The organism is Mediterraneibacter faecis (assembly GCF_055383675.1).
In genome coordinates this window covers 1,669,496-1,684,722 of record NZ_AP043803.1, presented here as the reverse complement: position 1 = coordinate 1,684,722, position 15,227 = coordinate 1,669,496, and the positions used below count along the sequence as shown (strand labels likewise).

Here is a 15,227-nt window from a genome sequence, read left to right as displayed (position 1 = left end):
ATGAGTGTACCTTCTGTTACAATTGCAAAAGACAGGTTGCGAAATTTGCTAATTACTGACAGAATTCAATGTACACCCGATATGATAGAATTTCTGACATCGGATTTATATCAGACGATTTCTAAATACATAGAAATCTCCCCGGAACAATTTGATGTCAAAATAACACGCACGGATATACATATAAAATATACAGGAGAAAAACATTGAAATCATTTTTTACTAATTTGAAACAGCGTTATAATATTAGAGATTATAAAATCAGTCTGGTTTTTCTGGTCACTCTGATTTCACTGGTCGGAATCCTTATGGTCCGAAGTGCAAGACCTGATTTAATGAATCGTCAGATTATGGGCGTTTGTCTTGGTCTGATTGTTATGTTTATTATCTCTTTCATTGATTATAAATGGATTTTAAACCTATATTGGCCGCTTTATGCTCTGAATATTGTTATGCTCCTGGCTGTTTTGGTTTTTGGAACAAAAGTAAATGGCGCGAGAAGATGGCTGAACCTTGGATTTACACAATTCCAGCCTTCCGACCTTACAAAAATCCTTATGATTCTGTTCTTTGCAAAATTCTTAATGGAACGAGAGCAGAAGATTAAAGAACCCAAAACGATTATTCAGGCAATTGCTTTAATCCTTCCATCACTTGCATTGATTTACAAGCAGCCAAACTTGTCTACAACAATTTGTATTGCCGCATTGTTTGCTGTCCTTCTTTACCTTGGAGGATTAAGCTACAAACTCATTGGAACCGTTCTTGTAATCACAATACCGACGATCATTATACTGCTTGTTGTTGCAATACAGCCAAACCAGCCATTCTTAAAAGACTATCAGCAGGAACGTATCCTTGCATGGCTGGAACCTGAAAAGTATGCCGACGACGAATCTTACCAGCAGTTAAATTCCGTTATGGCAATTGGGTCCGGACAGCTGACCGGGAAAGGGTATGATAATGACGCAACAACATCCGTTAAGAACGGAAATTTCGTATCTGAGCCACAAACAGACTTTATTTTTGCAATTATTGGTGAAGAATTAGGATTTGTGGGTTGTTGTGGAGTCATAATTTTGTTATTATTAATTGTGATAGAGTGTATCTTAATTGGTTTGAAGGCCAAAGATACAGGAGGGCGGATCATTTGCGGAGGCGTTGCTTCACTGATTGGAATCCAGAGCTTTATTAACGTCAGTGTAGCTACAATGATTTTTCCAAATACAGGCTTGTCCCTCCCATTTGTCAGTTATGGACTGACTTCCGTAGTATGTTTTTTCATGGGAATCGGTTTTGTATTAAATGTAGGCTTACAGCCTAATAAATATCAGTAAAGAGAGGATACCACTATGAATATCGGATTAGTAGCGCATGATGCGAAGAAAAAATTGATGCAGAATTTCTGCATTGCATACCGTGGGATACTCAGTAAGCATAATTTATATGCAACAGAAACCACCGGTATACTGGTCGAGAATGTAACAAACTTAAGCATTCACAAATATCTTGCTGGACATCTCGGAGGAAAACAGCAGCTCGGCTCACAGATTGAACACAATCAGATGGATCTTTTGATTTTCTTCCGTGATCCACTGACACCTCACTCACATGAACCGGATGTTAATGACATTGTTAAGCTTTGTGATATTTATAACATTCCGATCGCAACAAATATCGCAACTGCTGAAGCATTGATCCTTGCTCTTGACAGAGGCGACCTTGACTGGCGGGAGATGTATCGATAATATGAGTAAACCATACAAAAAGAAGAGAAGACGAAGAAAGCAACGGCATTCTGTCAGCCGCATACTTATTCCTGTCATATGTCTTATTGTTGTATTGTCCGGAGCTGTCGGCGGAGTCTGGTATTACAAAGAATATGGTGGTGATCCTGTCCGGACATATGAGACAGCCACTTATAACTCTAATTTATACCAAGGAAGTTTGTTTGCTGATGATTTATGCGTCGCTGCTGATGATGTGGCTCTCACTGGATTTGATGATGAGGATTCTCTTCATGCTGCAGGATTATTCAATCTAAATGATAAAACAGTTGAATATGGATATAAACTTTATGATAAATTATATCCTGCAAGTACAACAAAGCTTATGACTGCATACCTTGCTTTTAAGTACGGTAATATGGATGACATTGTAACTGTTTCTGACAGTGTTTCAAGCTTTGCCTCTGATGAAGTAGTCTGCAACCTGCAGCCTGGTGATACAGTGACACTTTATGATTTATTATGTGGTCTTTTACTTCGTTCAGGTAATGATTGTGGTGTTGCTATCGCTGAACATATTTCCGGAAGTGTAGAAGCTTTTGCTGAGCTTATGAACTCAGAAGCGAAAGCTCTTGGTGCCACTGGCAGTCATTTCGTGAATCCTCACGGACTTCATAATGAAAACCACTATACAACAGCATATGACCTGTATCTGATCTTTAATGCCTGCATTCAGGATCAGAGATTTATGGACATTATTTCCATGGATTCTTATACAATGAATCTTACCGGAGCAGATGGTACAACAAGAACATTTGATGTAGTCCCAACCAACTATTATTCCTCAGGGAAGATCAATGCCCCTGAAGGGATTCGTGTATTTGGCGGTAAGACCGGTACCACAGATGAAGCCGGGTGCTGTGTGATCCTTTATAGCGAAGATCTGGAAAAGAATCCTTATATTTCCATTATTATGGGGGCTGAAGATAAGAGTTTTCTTTACCAGGAGATGAACCGGCTTCTTGAGGCTGGAGAAACAACTAAAACAGAATAAAGAATAACCGATATGAAAAAGCCATGTGGCACAGAACAACAAATTAGAAGCTTTCATTTTTAATCTGTCCGCATGGTTTTTTTCTATCTTATTTCATGTAATATTCTCCTTTACCGTTTCCTGTTTTCAGTAACGCTCTTTAATTTATTAATATGTATTCTTCCCCTGAAAGGCTGGAAATATACACAAAAAAATGATATACTAACAAAGTTAAAGCAGAAATGACAGGAGGTAATATTTTTATCTTGGCAAAGAAAAAAAACAAGTCTGTAAATATAAAAAGATATAAGGCAAAAAAAGAATTTAATATTGGAATGTTTCTGTTTGCAGTTGTATTTATTTATCTTATTGTTACTATTACCGCATATCTTTTAGAAGATAAGCCTTCTATTTATGAAGTGCGGGAGGGCAGTATTGTGAAGGATAATACCTATACCGGATTGATCATCCGCCAGGAAACAACTGTAAATGCAGAATCGGGCGGCTACATTAATTATTATCAGAATGGGAACAGCAAAGTCAAATATGGCGCACCTGTTTATGCAATTTCAAAGAATGCTTTGAATTTTGATGATTCATCTACGGAATCATCTTCAACTGCAGATCTTAGTCCTGATGTTCAATCAGGACTTGTGACACAACTTCAGACATTCAATGAAAACTATGACAATTCCAACTTTTCAAGTATCTATACCTTAAAGAATGAGCTGCAAAATACATTGCAAAATGCATACTGCACAACTAAAACTGCGCAGCTTGCATCTGTAATTGAGAGCAGCGGACAAACTGTCACAACCTCTTCTGCCGGACAGGACGGAATTGTTTCCCATACGATTGATGGTTTAGAGTCCTTAACTGTTGACAATTTTACAGCAGATAATTTTAATAAAACAAATTATAAAGTAACTGAGCTTACCGATCAGATGAAGATATCAAGCGGTTCACCGGCTTACCGCTTGATTACCAGTGAAAACTGGTCCGTAGTGATACCTTTAAAAGAAGACACCGCAAAAGAATTTCAGAAATCTAATTTACAGAATGTGCAGGTCCGCATAGATAAAGACAGTGAAAAGATGTGGTCCGCTTTCTCTGTTCTTGAACGAGATGGGAATTTCTATGGTGTTCTGACCTTTGACAACTCTATGATTCGTTATGCATCAGAGCGTTTTCTGAACATAGAACTTATCTTAGAAGATGAGTGTGGCCTGAAGATTCCAAAATCTTCCGTAGTAGAAGAGCAGTTCTTTGTAATTCCTCATGATTACATTACAAACGGAGGTAACAGCTCTTTAGAAGGTGTTATGGTTTTGGATTCAAAAGGAACTGCCTCATTTCAGGCTGTTGATATCTATGACACCTCCGATGATGGAGAAGTTTATTTAAGTCGAGATCAGCTGAAATCCGGAACAGTGATTGTAAAACCGGATTCTTCTGATACTTATACGATTGATACCCAAAAGCCATTAAAGGGCGTCTACAATATCAATAAAGGATACGCTATTTTCAAAAAAGTATCCATTTTATGTGAAAGCGACGAATATTACATTGTTCAGGAAGGAGATTCTTACGGACTTTCTAATTACGATCATATCGTACAAAACGGAGCCGGTGTTTCCTCTGATGATGTTGTATTTCAGTGATTTGATTTTGTAGTCCTTTGGAAATTGGATACAAAATTCAAAAGAGGATAATCAAATTTAAAAAAGGAGAGATAACTTATGCTAGAAACACAGTTAAAAGAAGTAGAAGCAAAGATTCAGGCAGCCTGTGACCGTGCCGGACGCAAGCGGGAAGAAGTTACATTGATCGCCGTAAGTAAGACAAAACCGATAGAAATGCTTCAGGAAGCTTACGATCTCGGTGTCCGTGTGTTTGGTGAGAATAAAGTGCAGGAAATCACAGCCAAATACGATGCACTTCCTGATGATATCCACTGGCACATGATCGGACATCTGCAGACCAATAAGGTAAAATATATTATTGATAAAGTAGATCTGATCCACTCTGTCGATTCTTTCAAGCTTGCAGAGACAATTGAAAAGGAAGCTGCAAAACATAATCTTACAGCTAATATTTTAATTGAAGTAAATGTTGCTCAGGAAGAAAGTAAGTTTGGACTTAAAACAGAAGAAGTTCTCCCGTTTATTGAAAAGATTGCAAATTTCGAACATATCAAGGTCTGCGGACTGATGACAATTGCACCTTTTGTCGATAACCCGGAAGAAAATCGTCAAATTTTCGCAAATTTACATAAATTATCTGTTGACATTAATGAGAAAAACATTGATAATGTTTATGTGAACATACTTTCAATGGGAATGACCAATGATTACGAGGTTGCCATAGAAGAGGGAGCAACTATGGTTCGAGTTGGAACTGGTATCTTTGGTGCAAGGAACTATAATATCTGACTTAATTTATTAACCTGATGAATGAGTTACTGTTTACAGTATTTTTGAGCAGTAATTGAATAGTATCATTTTTTCGTTGGATCGTATGAATAAAAAAGAGCGCCACCTGAAAAAGGGGACAAGATAGGAGTGTAAAAATGGGTGTATTTGATAAATTTCTTGACATCATGAAGTTAAATGATGACGATTATGATGACGATGAATTTTATGATGATGATGATTTTGCAGATGACGGTGATTTTGAGGAAAAACCGCGTCGTTCTTTCTTCGGTAAGAAGAATAATAAAGAGGAATCTTTCAATGACTTTGATGCTGATGAAGATAAGACGTTTCAGCCTTCTGCTTCCAGCAAGGTTACACCAATGCGTCCTGCTGCAAAACACGGCGGAAACATGGAAGTATGCGTTGTAAAACCAACTTCAGTAGATGATTCCCGTGAGATCACAGAGACATTACTTGCAGGCCGTACTGTAATCCTTAACTTAGAAGGTATGGATCTTGAGATTGCACAGCGAATTATTGATTTTATTTCCGGAGCAGCATTTGCGATCAGCGGAAATCTTCAGAAGATTTCCAGCTATATCTTCCTTGTTACACCTACAAATGTTGATATTTCCGGTGATCTTCAGGATCTTCTCAGTGGATCTATGGAAACACCAAGTGTTCGTGGAAGATACTAGAATTTAACTTCAACTATAGGAACTGGATTTTAGAATTATTATGATAAAAGAAAATCAGAAAAAAGAAACAAAGCTTTTGGAACACAGATTTATTGAACTTTCCAGAATTGCTTTTGAACGTGAAATTGTTACATATTCGGATTTTCTTAACCTGAATGATCAGAATATCCTGCATACCCTGCCAAAGAACAAGCTTTATTCAAGATATGTCCTCTTTGGCGGGTATGATATGGCGGAGCGTCAGATGGCTGCATTTATCCCTGAGGCTCTTTCTTTGCGTTATGGGGTATCTGATATTACTCCAAAAGAGATTGATTATCCGTTTTGTGCTGTGAAAATAGAACCAAAAAATAAAAGATTTTCCGAAGACCTGACTCACAGGGATTTTCTTGGTTCCATATTAAATCTTGGGATTGACCGTTCAAAAACCGGAGATATTCTTGTGACAGAAGATTCAGCACTTCTTTTTATCAATAAGGACCTTGTATCTGTTGTAACAGAAGACTTAACCCGGGTTCGCCACACTGTTATAGATAGTTCTGTCATCAACTTAGATATGATAAACTACACACCTGATTTCCAGCAGATAAAAGGAACTGTTTCATCTGTTCGCTTAGACAGCCTACTTCCACTTGCATTTTCTTCTTCCAGAAGTAAACTATCCGGACTCATTGAAGGCGCAAAGGTCTTTGTAAACGGCAAATTGATTACAAGCAATGGATATCAGGTAAAAGAAGGAGATCTTATCTCTGTACGCGGATTAGGTAAGTTCCGTTTTGAGGAAGCGGGGAAAATCACTAAAAAGAATCGGATCAGTGTAACTATTCAGAAATATGTATAATCTAAAAAGCTTAGAAAAGAGGAGCTTATCGACTCATGAATAATACAAAAACAAAGACAAAGAGTTATCTTTTCGCTGCCATTGGGTTTCTGCTCACATTAGCACTTGACCAATGGACCAAATATCTTGCATCTACTATCTTACGCCGTCTCGAGTCTTTCTCTTTGATTTCCGGAGTTTTTGAACTTCGCTATCTTGAGAACCGCGGAGCTGCATTTGGTATTATGCAGAATCGACAGATTGTGTTTGTAGTCGGAGGTATTATTATACTTGCTGTCATTTTGTATCTGTACCAGAAGATGCCATTTACACCACATTACAGACCACTGCGTATCTGTGCTGTACTGCTTGCATCCGGAGCTGTGGGAAATATGATCGATCGTGTGAAACTTGATTATGTTGTTGACTTTTTCTATTTCCGACTGATTGATTTTCCAATCTTTAATGTTGCAGACTGCTATGTTGTAATTGCATGTATTTTATTTGTTGTTCTCATTTTATTTTATTATAAGGACGACAACGATTTTGAGTTTTTAAATTTTAAGAACAGATAAAAACGCACAACAGGAAGGATTCTGAAAGCTTATGGAAGAACTTCATTTTAATGCGGATATTACAGGGGAAAGGATCGATAAATTCCTTGACGGGAGAATAGAGAGCCTTTCCCGTTCTTATATCCAGAAATTAATTAAAGAAAAAAAAATTCTTGTAAATCAATTACCGGTTAAAGCGAATTACAAGTTAACAACAGGGGATACTATCATTCTTCAGATCCCTGACCCGGAACCACTTGATATTCAGCCTGAAAATATTCCTCTGGATATTCTCTATGAAGATGATGACATTCTCGTCGTTAACAAACCAAAAGGAATGGTTGTACATCCTGCACCGGGACATTACAGCCATACGCTGGTCAATGCGGTTCTATATCACTGTGGAGAAAACCTGTCGGGAATCAATGGTGTAATCCGTCCGGGAATCGTCCATCGGATTGACATGAATACAACCGGTTCCCTTCTGATCTGCAAAAATGATAAAGCTCATCAGATTCTTGCAGAACAATTAAAAGAACATTCTATCACAAGAAAGTATCACGCTATCGTACATGGCAATCTGAAGGAGGATACAGGCACTGTGAACGCTCCGATCGGTCGGCACCCTACAGATCGTAAGAAGATGAGTACAAAAGCACCAAATGGGCGACATGCAGTCACTCATTACCGTGTATTGGAAAGATTTGGTAATTTTACCTACATTGAGTGCCAGCTTGAAACCGGTCGGACACATCAGATCCGTGTTCATATGTCCAGTATCGGACATCCAATTCTGGGCGATGAGATTTATGGTCCTGCAAAATGTCCTTATAAACTCCAGGGACAGACTTTGCATGCAAAAATCCTTGGTATCACTCATCCATCTACAGGAGAATATATAGAATTTGACGCACCTTTGCCAGACTATTTTAAAGATTTATTAAATAAATTAAGAAAACAAAACTAAGTATAAGAAATGGTGTAGGAAATAGTGAATTGACATTGTCTTTTTTCATCTTTTTGGTTATAATATAGATAAGATTTCGCATAGACTTGAAAAGGAGTGTGGCTTATTATGAAGACAAATACTATTATAACAATCGGACGTCAGTACGGAAGTGGTGGAAAAGAGATCGGACATTTCGTTGCCGAGGCATTTGGAATTAAATTATACGACAAGGAAATGCTTGCGCGTGCAGCAAAAGAAAGTGGTATCTGTGAGGAATTATTTGAGACTCATGACGAAAAGCCAACGAACAGTTTTCTATATTCTCTTGTGATGGATACATATTCTATGGGATATGCCGGCAACACATACACAGAGATGCCTATCAATCACAAAGTTTTTCTTGCACAGTTTGATGCAATTAAAAAGATTGCAGATGAGGGACCATGTGTCCTGGTAGGCCGTTGTGCAGATTATGCACTTGAATCCTATCCAAATGTTGTCAGCATCTTCATTCGTGCAGATATGGAAGATCGTATTCGTCGTGTAGCAACAAGACTTGATCTTACGGATGCGAAAGCAAAAGATCTGATCAATAAGACGGATAAAAAGAGAGCAAGCTATTACAATTATTATACAAACAAGAAGTGGGGCGAGGCAGCCAGCTATGAGCTTTGCTTAAACAGTTCTGAACTCGGAGTACAAGGTACAGCGAAAGCAATTGAACAGTATATTCTTTTAAAAGAAAGTATTGAAAAAGAAGCCAGAAATATTGTTTAATCTTATTTATTAAAATGTATAGTGCAAAGGATACAGAAGAGCAGTAGTGCATTCTTTCTGTATCCTTTTTATCTATTCTTATTCTTTTTGCTTCCTATACTTCACGAAGCTTTACAGCACCTGCCGCCTGACGGCGTCGGTCTTCATCGATCGCTGCATAATGTTTCTTTGTTGTATTGACATCTTTATGCCCCAGAACATCTGCGACAAGATAAATGTCTCCGGTTTCTTTATAAAGTGCTGTTCCGTAAGTGCTGCGCAGTTTATGTGGAGTTATCTTCTTATTCGGAGTGACCTCCCTAGCGTACTTCTTTACCATATTTTCAACTGCCTGAACGCCCATACGTTTTCGCTGGGTAGACAAGAACAGTGCGTTTTCATGACCGGAGAGTGGTACAGTTTGCTTTCTGGTCGTGTAAAGATACGTCTTTAATGCATTCTCAACCTCTTCACCGAAATACACAACCATCTGATTCCCACCTTTTCGTGTTACAGTAATTCCGTTATTCTTAAAATCAATATCCTGGAGATCCAGTCCAACACATTCTGATACACGGATTCCTGTTCCAAGCAGAAGCGTCAGAATTGCCAGATCTCGATTTTTTGTCTTTTCAAAATATGCTTTCCGCTGACCTGTAAGATTATCCCCACCATGATCAACATAATCCAGGAGCATTGCGATTTCATCCGTATCAAGCCGTATAATCGCTTTCTCATGCAGCTTAGGCATCTCTACAAGCAACGTAGGGTTCTTGCTGATAATTTGCCGTTTAAAATAATATCCATAAAAGCTACGAAGCGCAGACATCTTTCTTGCAAGTCCCTTTTCTGTGTTCGTGATACATTTTTCTTCGTCATTCTTATAGACCTTCAGATATTCCTGGTATTCCTCAATATCTACTGGCTCCAGGCGTTCCAGATCATGTACCTCAAATTGTTCGATCGTATAATTTTTATAAACCGGATTATTCTCCATAAGGAAATGAAAGAAAACACGGATATCATAGGCATAAGAAATCCTGGTCCGCGCAGATGTCGTTGGTTCCACCGCACGAAAATAATCCTTTGCAAATGGAGGCAATGTCTTCAGAATTTCTCTAAGACGTAATGTGTTATCTATATATGTCTGTTCATGATATGTTTTTCTGTTAGAAGTTTCTGCCATATTAAAAGCTCCTTTATAGATTCAAATTTACTGAAAACCCCATATTTCTTATATATTTTAACATAAGTACTGTTTTTCGTCTATATCTTTTGGAAAAATCGGTATTTGTCGTATAGATTGATTTCTGTTAATAAAATCCGAAGAGACTATCTGCTGCTATTTAAAGCGCTATTTCTGGAAAGCAGATAGCAATCTTCTTCGGATTCAGGGAGTGTATATATCAATACATAGGGTGTATATTGATACCATTTATAATTTTTCGTATGCGATCATCAGGTATTGACCTGCATGAATCGTATCTGAATCAAGATGATTCATCACCTTAAGTGCTTCTACATATTCGCTTACGGAGCCGTATCTGTCTGTAATTGTTTCTTCTGCAATGCTCCAAAGGCTGTCACCTGGTTCAATTAATCTACTTGTGTAACAGATCTCAATAGCATCTGAGGTTCTCTGTTGATCTATTTCCTTTGCCGAAACTCGGAACATTCCAAAGTACATACAGCTGCAGAGAATAAAAAGAATACTGCATATTACCAAACCAGAATGACGAATAACACCATGTTTCTTCTTTGAATTTACTGAATGATTTCCTGAATACTTTTTCATAATCCTTTTCCTCTCTTTTCGCTTACTGTATACCTATCTTCTGTTATTGCTATACATCGAACATCTGTTCTTTTATATTTTCATTATATCGTTCGAACAAATGTTTGTCAAGTATTTCACTTCATAAAACCGAACATATTTTCGCAACAAATGTTTGCTTTCTAAAAAATGCTGTGTTATTATGTTCTTATGATTATAGTAGATTCGGAGGGAACAATATGTCAGAAGGGAATATTACTCCTAAGCAGAAAGAGATTTTAGAATATATAAAAGACCAGATTTTAACAAGAGGCTTTCCGCCGGCAGTTCGTGAGATCTGTGAGGCTGTGAATTTAAAGTCTACCTCTTCCGTTCATTCGCATCTGGAGACGCTGGAAAAAAATGGTTACATAAGAAGAGACCCTACCAAGCCTCGTGCAATTGAGATTCTGGATGATAATTTCAACCTGACAAGAAGAGAGATGGTGAATATTCCGATCATAGGCCGTGTCGCTGCCGGCGAACCGCTTCTTGCAGAACAGAATATTGAAGATTATTTTCCTATTCCTGTAGAATATATGCCAAACAAGCAGACATTTATGCTCCAGGTACAAGGTGAAAGTATGATCAATGCAGGAATTCTGAGTGGGGATTATGTTATTGTTGAGCAGACTCCATCTGCTGAAAATGGGGAACAGGTAGTTGCACTGATTGAAGATGGCGCTACAGTCAAGACTTTCTATCGTGAAGAAGGTATTATCCGCCTGCAGCCGGAAAATGATGCATATGATCCGATCATTCTTACAGATGTCACTATCCTGGGTAAGGTAATCGGTGTTATCCGTATGTATTAAATCTCATTACTGGATATAGGATTTTTAATTAGAACTCAAAGTATAAAAAACTGGCAGAATGTAGTACTCCACTACTCTTCTGCCAGTTTTTTATAACTCTCACTATTTATGCTTCAAGATCTTCAACAGACACATGATGTCCATCTTTCCAGATTCTCTCCAAATTGTAGAACTGTCTGTTCTCACGATCAAAGACGTGTACAATAATATCACCAAAATCAAGTAACACCCATCTTCCGGATGCATTTCCTTCTCTCTGTACCAGAGAATATCCTGCTTTATGCAATTCTTCCTCCACATTGTCCACAAGGGCATTCACCTGACTGTCACTGTTTCCATTTACGATCAGGAAATAATCTGCAAGTACAGACACGCCTGAGATATCGATGATCTGGATATCTTCTCCTTTTTTATCACTGAGGGCTGTATATGCCAGCTTTGCCATTTCTTTTGACTGATTCATCTTTTATTATTCTCCTTTGTCGCTATAATATTGATAAGTTTCAATGCTCATCGGATCTACCGGCTTACCATTCTTACGCAGATAATTAACCGTATTCCCTGCACAAAGACAGATTGCATGGTCAATATCGACAAACACAGTTTCACGGATCTCCTGAAGACCAGGAATTATCTTTCTGTTCGGTTCAATATAATCAGCAATATAAATAATCTTCTCAAGCATTGTCATCTCCGGTCGTCCTGTTGTATGCCATGTAATTGCACTTAAAACGCCTTTATTGGTCACACCATACTCTTTCTCCGCGAAATATGCTCCCAGTTTCGCATGGACCAATGCCGGCATCTCAAGTTCTGATTGTGTAAGCGGAATACCGTGTTTTTGACATCTCTCAACCTGTTCCTGCGCAGAACCATACTTTCCACAATCATGCAGAAGTCCTGCCATCATAGCATCATCGATATCTTCATGATAACGCATTGCAAGAGATGCTGCTGTATACATAACTCCAATTGTATGTTCAAAACGATCTTTTTTCAGCTTTTTTTCCAGTTGTTTTCTAATGTCAATGAAAGCTTCTTTCATAATCGTGTTCTATCTCCTCTCTGGTTACTGTTCACTCCCGTGTCAATCACTTCGCTGATTGACACGGAGGATGCATGTTTTGGCTTGAATGCATCTCGTCATTTTGACAAGTGCAGATAAAATATGCTTTAAATATATAGATTCTTTTCTTTAATATAATCCGCGACAACATCAGGCACCATATAACGCACGCTGAGTCCCTTTGCTGCCCTTTCTCTTATTGTAGTAGAGGAAATCTCTACCAACGGTGCGCGAAGCAGTTCTATATGTGCTCCGTATGCTTCCGTGAGATATCGTATCTGTCCCTTCATTGCTGAAGCATCTTTGTCGTCACGCATTGCTGCAAGAATCGTACAGGTCGTAAAAATTTCTCTGAAATCTTTCCACTCTTCAAAAGCAAACAGAGAATCCGCTCCGAGAATAAAATAAAATTCATCGTTTGGGTAGATCTCGTTAAAATGCCTCATTGTATGATACGTATAAGAGTGCTTCTTCGTATCCGCTTCTGAAAGATTCAATGAGAAATTCGGATTACTTTTTATTGCAAGACGAACCATCTCGATCCTGTGATGCATTGCTTCTTCTGTATCGAGTGTCTCTTTGTGTGGAGGATTTCCATTCGGTAAAAACCAAATCTCATCAAGTCCAAAATCTTCATAAGCAAACTCACCAAGAAGAAGATGACCGATATGAATCGGCTCAAATGTACCACCCATAATACCAATCTTCATTGTCTATACCCGTTCCTTTTCTACTATGGAAAACACGCTCTGCGAGTTTCCTATATTCAAATTCAGCTTCCGAATCATATAATAACTCAGAAGCTGAAAAAATAATTATTTTGGAAGCTGAATTTTCTTTTTATCGTCTTTTCCTTCTTTGTAAAGAACGATTTTCTTTCCGATTACCTGAACAACCTGAGACTGTGTTCTCTCTGCAAGTGTCTCTGCGATTTCTCTCGGATCATCCATGCAGTTCTTTAAAACACTGATCTTGATCAGCTCACGTGCTTCCAGTGCCTCGGCAATTGCCTCCGTAAGCCCCGGATTCATGCTTGCCTTTCCAACCTGGAAAATCGGATCCATTGTCATCGCAAGTCCTTTTAAATAAGCTCTCTGTTTTGTAGTCATAATATTCTCCTTATTTATAATAATCAAACTGAAGTCCGTACATTCTAACTGTGTCACCTTCCTGGATGCCAGCTCTCTCAAGATCTGCAAGAATACCTGAATCTTTCAGGAACTTCTGGAAGAATGCAAATCCCTTCTCTGAATCAAGATTCGTATATCCAAGCATTTTCTCAATCTTCGGACCTTCAACTACATACATTCCATCTGCCTGTTCTACCGTATAAGGAAGATCTTCATAGATCAGTTCATCATCCGGGAAGTATTCCTGCTCGAATACTACCGGTTTCTGATCCAGCTTCTGAAGCTCGTTACTTACATAGTAGAGAAGATCAGAGATTCCTTTTCCTGTAGCTCCGGAGATAGGAAATACTTTGATTCCCTTTGGCTCAAACTCATCTTTCAAGCGCTGAACCGGATCATCTTCCGGATCATAGATCAAATCCGTCTTGTTCGCTGCGATTACCTGCGGACGTTCCGCAATTTCTGGATTGTAAGCAGCAAGCTCTGCATTGATCTTATGAATATCATCAACCGGATCACGTCCTTCTGTTCCGGCTGCATCAACAACATGGATCATTAACTTTGTTCTCTCGATATGGCGAAGGAACTCATGTCCAAGACCAACACCTTCGGATGCACCCTCGATTAGTCCCGGGATATCAGCCATAACGAATCCCTTTGCTCCATCCAGATCGACAACACCAAGGTTCGGATTCAATGTTGTGAAATGATAGTTCGCAATTTTCGGTTCCGCATTTGTAACACGGGAAAGCAATGTAGATTTACCAACGTTCGGGAAACCGATCAGACCAACATCTGCAATCACCTTCAATTCCAGATTCACTTCCAGCTCTCTTGCCGGCTGTCCCGGCTGTGCATACTTCGGAACCTGCATGGTAGAAGTAGCAAAATGCTGATTTCCAAGTCCGCCTCTTCCGCCTTTTAAGACAACCTGACGTCTGTTCTCTCCGGACATATCAGCGATAACTTTTCCTGTAACAGATTCTTTAATTACTGTACCCTCCGGCACACGAAGAACAAGGTCTTTTCCGTCCTTACCGTGACAGCGGCGCTTTCCGCCCTGTTCCCCATCTTCGGCAGCAAATTTTCTCTTATGTCTGTAGTCAACAAGAGTATTCAGCCCTTCATCTACTTCGAAGATCAGGTCTCCGCCGTGTCCACCGTCTCCACCGTCCGGTCCGCCGTTTGGTACATACAGTTCTCTGCGGAAGCTGCAGTGACCGTCTCCGCCTTTACCGGAACGGATCAATATCTTAGCTCTGTCTGCAAACATATTATTCTCCTCTTAATTTGTATCAACAACTGTTTCTGTATCTTTATTCACATCATATATGCGTAAATTTCTTTATCATCTGACAATAAAAGATTTCTTTGAAAGAAAAAGCCTCAGACCTTAAAAAACGTCTGAGGCTTCCTTTTGCCATGTATGCGAGTGAAAAGATTCCGTCGGAA

Annotated in this window: 19 protein-coding genes; 12 read left to right on the top strand and 7 right to left on the bottom strand. The window is 38.8% G+C overall.

The window, feature by feature from the left end; genetic code table 11:
- The 11 genes from ACZ47Z_RS07975 to ACZ47Z_RS07925 all read left to right on the top strand — a co-directional run bounded on the left by ACZ47Z_RS07975 (position 1) and on the right by ACZ47Z_RS07925 (position 8,972).
- Positions 1-210, top strand: coding sequence for a cell division topological specificity factor MinE (locus ACZ47Z_RS07975; RefSeq protein WP_015529237.1), 210 nt, complete (start codon positions 1-3; stop codon positions 208-210).
- Positions 207-1,337 (top strand): FtsW/RodA/SpoVE family cell cycle protein, encoded by a 1,131-nt coding sequence (locus tag ACZ47Z_RS07970; RefSeq protein WP_020436005.1) that lies wholly within the window; start codon positions 207-209, stop codon positions 1,335-1,337. The genes ACZ47Z_RS07975 and ACZ47Z_RS07970 overlap by 4 nt, the downstream gene beginning before the upstream one ends.
- Before the next feature lie 15 nt (positions 1,338-1,352).
- Complete coding sequence (locus ACZ47Z_RS07965; protein WP_015529236.1) at positions 1,353-1,748, top strand: methylglyoxal synthase; 396 nt, start codon at positions 1,353-1,355, stop codon at positions 1,746-1,748.
- A gap of 1 nt (position 1,749) precedes the next feature.
- The gene (locus tag ACZ47Z_RS07960; protein WP_055156512.1) at positions 1,750-2,781 is read left to right on the top strand and encodes a D-alanyl-D-alanine carboxypeptidase family protein; all 1,032 of its coding nucleotides are present in this window, start codon (positions 1,750-1,752) and stop codon (positions 2,779-2,781) included.
- Positions 2,782-3,026: 245 nt separating this feature from the next.
- Positions 3,027-4,421, top strand: coding sequence for a biotin/lipoyl attachment domain-containing protein (locus ACZ47Z_RS07955; protein WP_226861619.1), 1,395 nt, complete (start codon positions 3,027-3,029; stop codon positions 4,419-4,421).
- A gap of 78 nt (positions 4,422-4,499) precedes the next feature.
- Positions 4,500-5,192: a YggS family pyridoxal phosphate-dependent enzyme gene (locus ACZ47Z_RS07950; RefSeq protein WP_054751210.1), complete on the top strand. Its 693-nt coding sequence runs from the start codon at positions 4,500-4,502 to the stop codon at positions 5,190-5,192.
- A gap of 137 nt (positions 5,193-5,329) precedes the next feature.
- Positions 5,330-5,872, top strand: a complete 543-nt coding sequence (locus tag ACZ47Z_RS07945) for a cell division protein SepF (protein WP_015529233.1) — start codon at positions 5,330-5,332, stop codon at positions 5,870-5,872.
- 40 nt (positions 5,873-5,912) lie between these two features.
- Positions 5,913-6,713: a YlmH family RNA-binding protein gene (locus tag ACZ47Z_RS07940; RefSeq protein WP_020436002.1), complete on the top strand. Its 801-nt coding sequence runs from the start codon at positions 5,913-5,915 to the stop codon at positions 6,711-6,713.
- A 35-nt stretch (positions 6,714-6,748) separates the two neighbouring features.
- Positions 6,749-7,267: a signal peptidase II gene (lspA, locus tag ACZ47Z_RS07935; protein ID WP_020436001.1), complete on the top strand. Its 519-nt coding sequence runs from the start codon at positions 6,749-6,751 to the stop codon at positions 7,265-7,267.
- Between the two features lie 31 nt (positions 7,268-7,298).
- A complete protein-coding gene (locus tag ACZ47Z_RS07930) occupies positions 7,299-8,213 on the top strand; it encodes an RluA family pseudouridine synthase (RefSeq protein WP_055156504.1) in 915 nt (304 codons plus the stop codon).
- A 108-nt stretch (positions 8,214-8,321) separates the two neighbouring features.
- Positions 8,322-8,972 carry a cytidylate kinase-like family protein gene (locus ACZ47Z_RS07925; RefSeq protein ID WP_015529229.1) on the top strand — a complete coding sequence of 217 codons (651 nt, stop codon included), beginning with the start codon at positions 8,322-8,324 and terminating at the stop codon, positions 8,970-8,972.
- 94 nt (positions 8,973-9,066) lie between these two features.
- Here ACZ47Z_RS07925 and ACZ47Z_RS07920 read toward each other — a convergent pair whose 3' ends face one another.
- Positions 9,067-10,137, bottom strand: a complete 1,071-nt coding sequence (locus ACZ47Z_RS07920; RefSeq protein ID WP_055145480.1) for a tyrosine-type recombinase/integrase — start codon at positions 10,135-10,137, stop codon at positions 9,067-9,069.
- Positions 10,138-10,386: 249 nt separating this feature from the next.
- Positions 10,387-10,746: a LysM peptidoglycan-binding domain-containing protein gene (locus tag ACZ47Z_RS07915; RefSeq protein ID WP_054751207.1), complete on the bottom strand. Its 360-nt coding sequence runs from the start codon at positions 10,744-10,746 to the stop codon at positions 10,387-10,389.
- 218 nt (positions 10,747-10,964) lie between these two features.
- On the opposite strand from ACZ47Z_RS07915, the gene lexA reads away from it, so the two are divergent.
- Positions 10,965-11,579, top strand: coding sequence for a transcriptional repressor LexA (lexA, locus tag ACZ47Z_RS07910; protein WP_015529226.1), 615 nt, complete (start codon positions 10,965-10,967; stop codon positions 11,577-11,579).
- A 106-nt stretch (positions 11,580-11,685) separates the two neighbouring features.
- Here the strand turns inward: lexA and rsfS are convergent, their stop codons facing one another.
- From rsfS to obgE, 5 genes are all read right to left on the bottom strand, one after another.
- Entirely contained in the window at positions 11,686-12,042 is a 357-nt protein-coding gene (rsfS, locus tag ACZ47Z_RS07905) for a ribosome silencing factor (protein ID WP_015529223.1), read from the bottom strand.
- A 6-nt stretch (positions 12,043-12,048) separates the two neighbouring features.
- Positions 12,049-12,624, bottom strand: a complete 576-nt coding sequence (gene yqeK, locus ACZ47Z_RS07900; protein WP_054751205.1) for a bis(5'-nucleosyl)-tetraphosphatase (symmetrical) YqeK — start codon at positions 12,622-12,624, stop codon at positions 12,049-12,051.
- Positions 12,625-12,752: 128 nt separating this feature from the next.
- Positions 12,753-13,355: a nicotinate-nucleotide adenylyltransferase gene (gene nadD / locus ACZ47Z_RS07895; RefSeq protein WP_054751204.1), complete on the bottom strand. Its 603-nt coding sequence runs from the start codon at positions 13,353-13,355 to the stop codon at positions 12,753-12,755.
- 105 nt (positions 13,356-13,460) lie between these two features.
- Positions 13,461-13,754: a ribosome assembly RNA-binding protein YhbY gene (yhbY, locus tag ACZ47Z_RS07890; protein WP_015529221.1), complete on the bottom strand. Its 294-nt coding sequence runs from the start codon at positions 13,752-13,754 to the stop codon at positions 13,461-13,463.
- Positions 13,755-13,764: 10 nt separating this feature from the next.
- Entirely contained in the window at positions 13,765-15,048 is a 1,284-nt protein-coding gene (gene obgE / locus ACZ47Z_RS07885; RefSeq protein ID WP_020435994.1) for a GTPase ObgE, read from the bottom strand.
- Positions 15,049-15,227: the final 179 nt, after the last annotated feature.

What these genes read in the sequence shown, in the direction of transcription:
- ACZ47Z_RS07920 (WP_055145480.1), bottom strand. Translation starts at nt 10,137, where the DNA reads ATGGCAGAAACTTCTAACAGAAAAACATATCATGAACAGACATATATA.
- ACZ47Z_RS07925 (WP_015529229.1), top strand. Translation starts at nt 8,322, where the DNA reads ATGAAGACAAATACTATTATAACAATCGGACGTCAGTACGGAAGTGGT.
- lexA (WP_015529226.1), top strand. Translation starts at nt 10,965, where the DNA reads ATGTCAGAAGGGAATATTACTCCTAAGCAGAAAGAGATTTTAGAATAT.
- ACZ47Z_RS07940 (WP_020436002.1), top strand. Translation starts at nt 5,913, where the DNA reads ATGATAAAAGAAAATCAGAAAAAAGAAACAAAGCTTTTGGAACACAGA.
- yhbY (WP_015529221.1), bottom strand. Translation starts at nt 13,754, where the DNA reads ATGACTACAAAACAGAGAGCTTATTTAAAAGGACTTGCGATGACAATG.
- ACZ47Z_RS07930 (WP_055156504.1), top strand. Translation starts at nt 7,299, where the DNA reads ATGGAAGAACTTCATTTTAATGCGGATATTACAGGGGAAAGGATCGAT.
- rsfS (WP_015529223.1), bottom strand. Translation starts at nt 12,042, where the DNA reads ATGAATCAGTCAAAAGAAATGGCAAAGCTGGCATATACAGCCCTCAGT.
- ACZ47Z_RS07975 (WP_015529237.1), top strand. Translation starts at nt 1, where the DNA reads ATGAGTGTACCTTCTGTTACAATTGCAAAAGACAGGTTGCGAAATTTG.
- lspA (WP_020436001.1), top strand. Translation starts at nt 6,749, where the DNA reads ATGAATAATACAAAAACAAAGACAAAGAGTTATCTTTTCGCTGCCATT.
- ACZ47Z_RS07965 (WP_015529236.1), top strand. Translation starts at nt 1,353, where the DNA reads ATGAATATCGGATTAGTAGCGCATGATGCGAAGAAAAAATTGATGCAG.
- obgE (WP_020435994.1), bottom strand. Translation starts at nt 15,048, where the DNA reads ATGTTTGCAGACAGAGCTAAGATATTGATCCGTTCCGGTAAAGGCGGA.
- ACZ47Z_RS07950 (WP_054751210.1), top strand. Translation starts at nt 4,500, where the DNA reads ATGCTAGAAACACAGTTAAAAGAAGTAGAAGCAAAGATTCAGGCAGCC.
- yqeK (WP_054751205.1), bottom strand. Translation starts at nt 12,624, where the DNA reads ATGAAAGAAGCTTTCATTGACATTAGAAAACAACTGGAAAAAAAGCTG.
- ACZ47Z_RS07960 (WP_055156512.1), top strand. Translation starts at nt 1,750, where the DNA reads ATGAGTAAACCATACAAAAAGAAGAGAAGACGAAGAAAGCAACGGCAT.
- ACZ47Z_RS07915 (WP_054751207.1), bottom strand. Translation starts at nt 10,746, where the DNA reads ATGAAAAAGTATTCAGGAAATCATTCAGTAAATTCAAAGAAGAAACAT.
- nadD (WP_054751204.1), bottom strand. Translation starts at nt 13,355, where the DNA reads ATGAAGATTGGTATTATGGGTGGTACATTTGAGCCGATTCATATCGGT.
- ACZ47Z_RS07945 (WP_015529233.1), top strand. Translation starts at nt 5,330, where the DNA reads ATGGGTGTATTTGATAAATTTCTTGACATCATGAAGTTAAATGATGAC.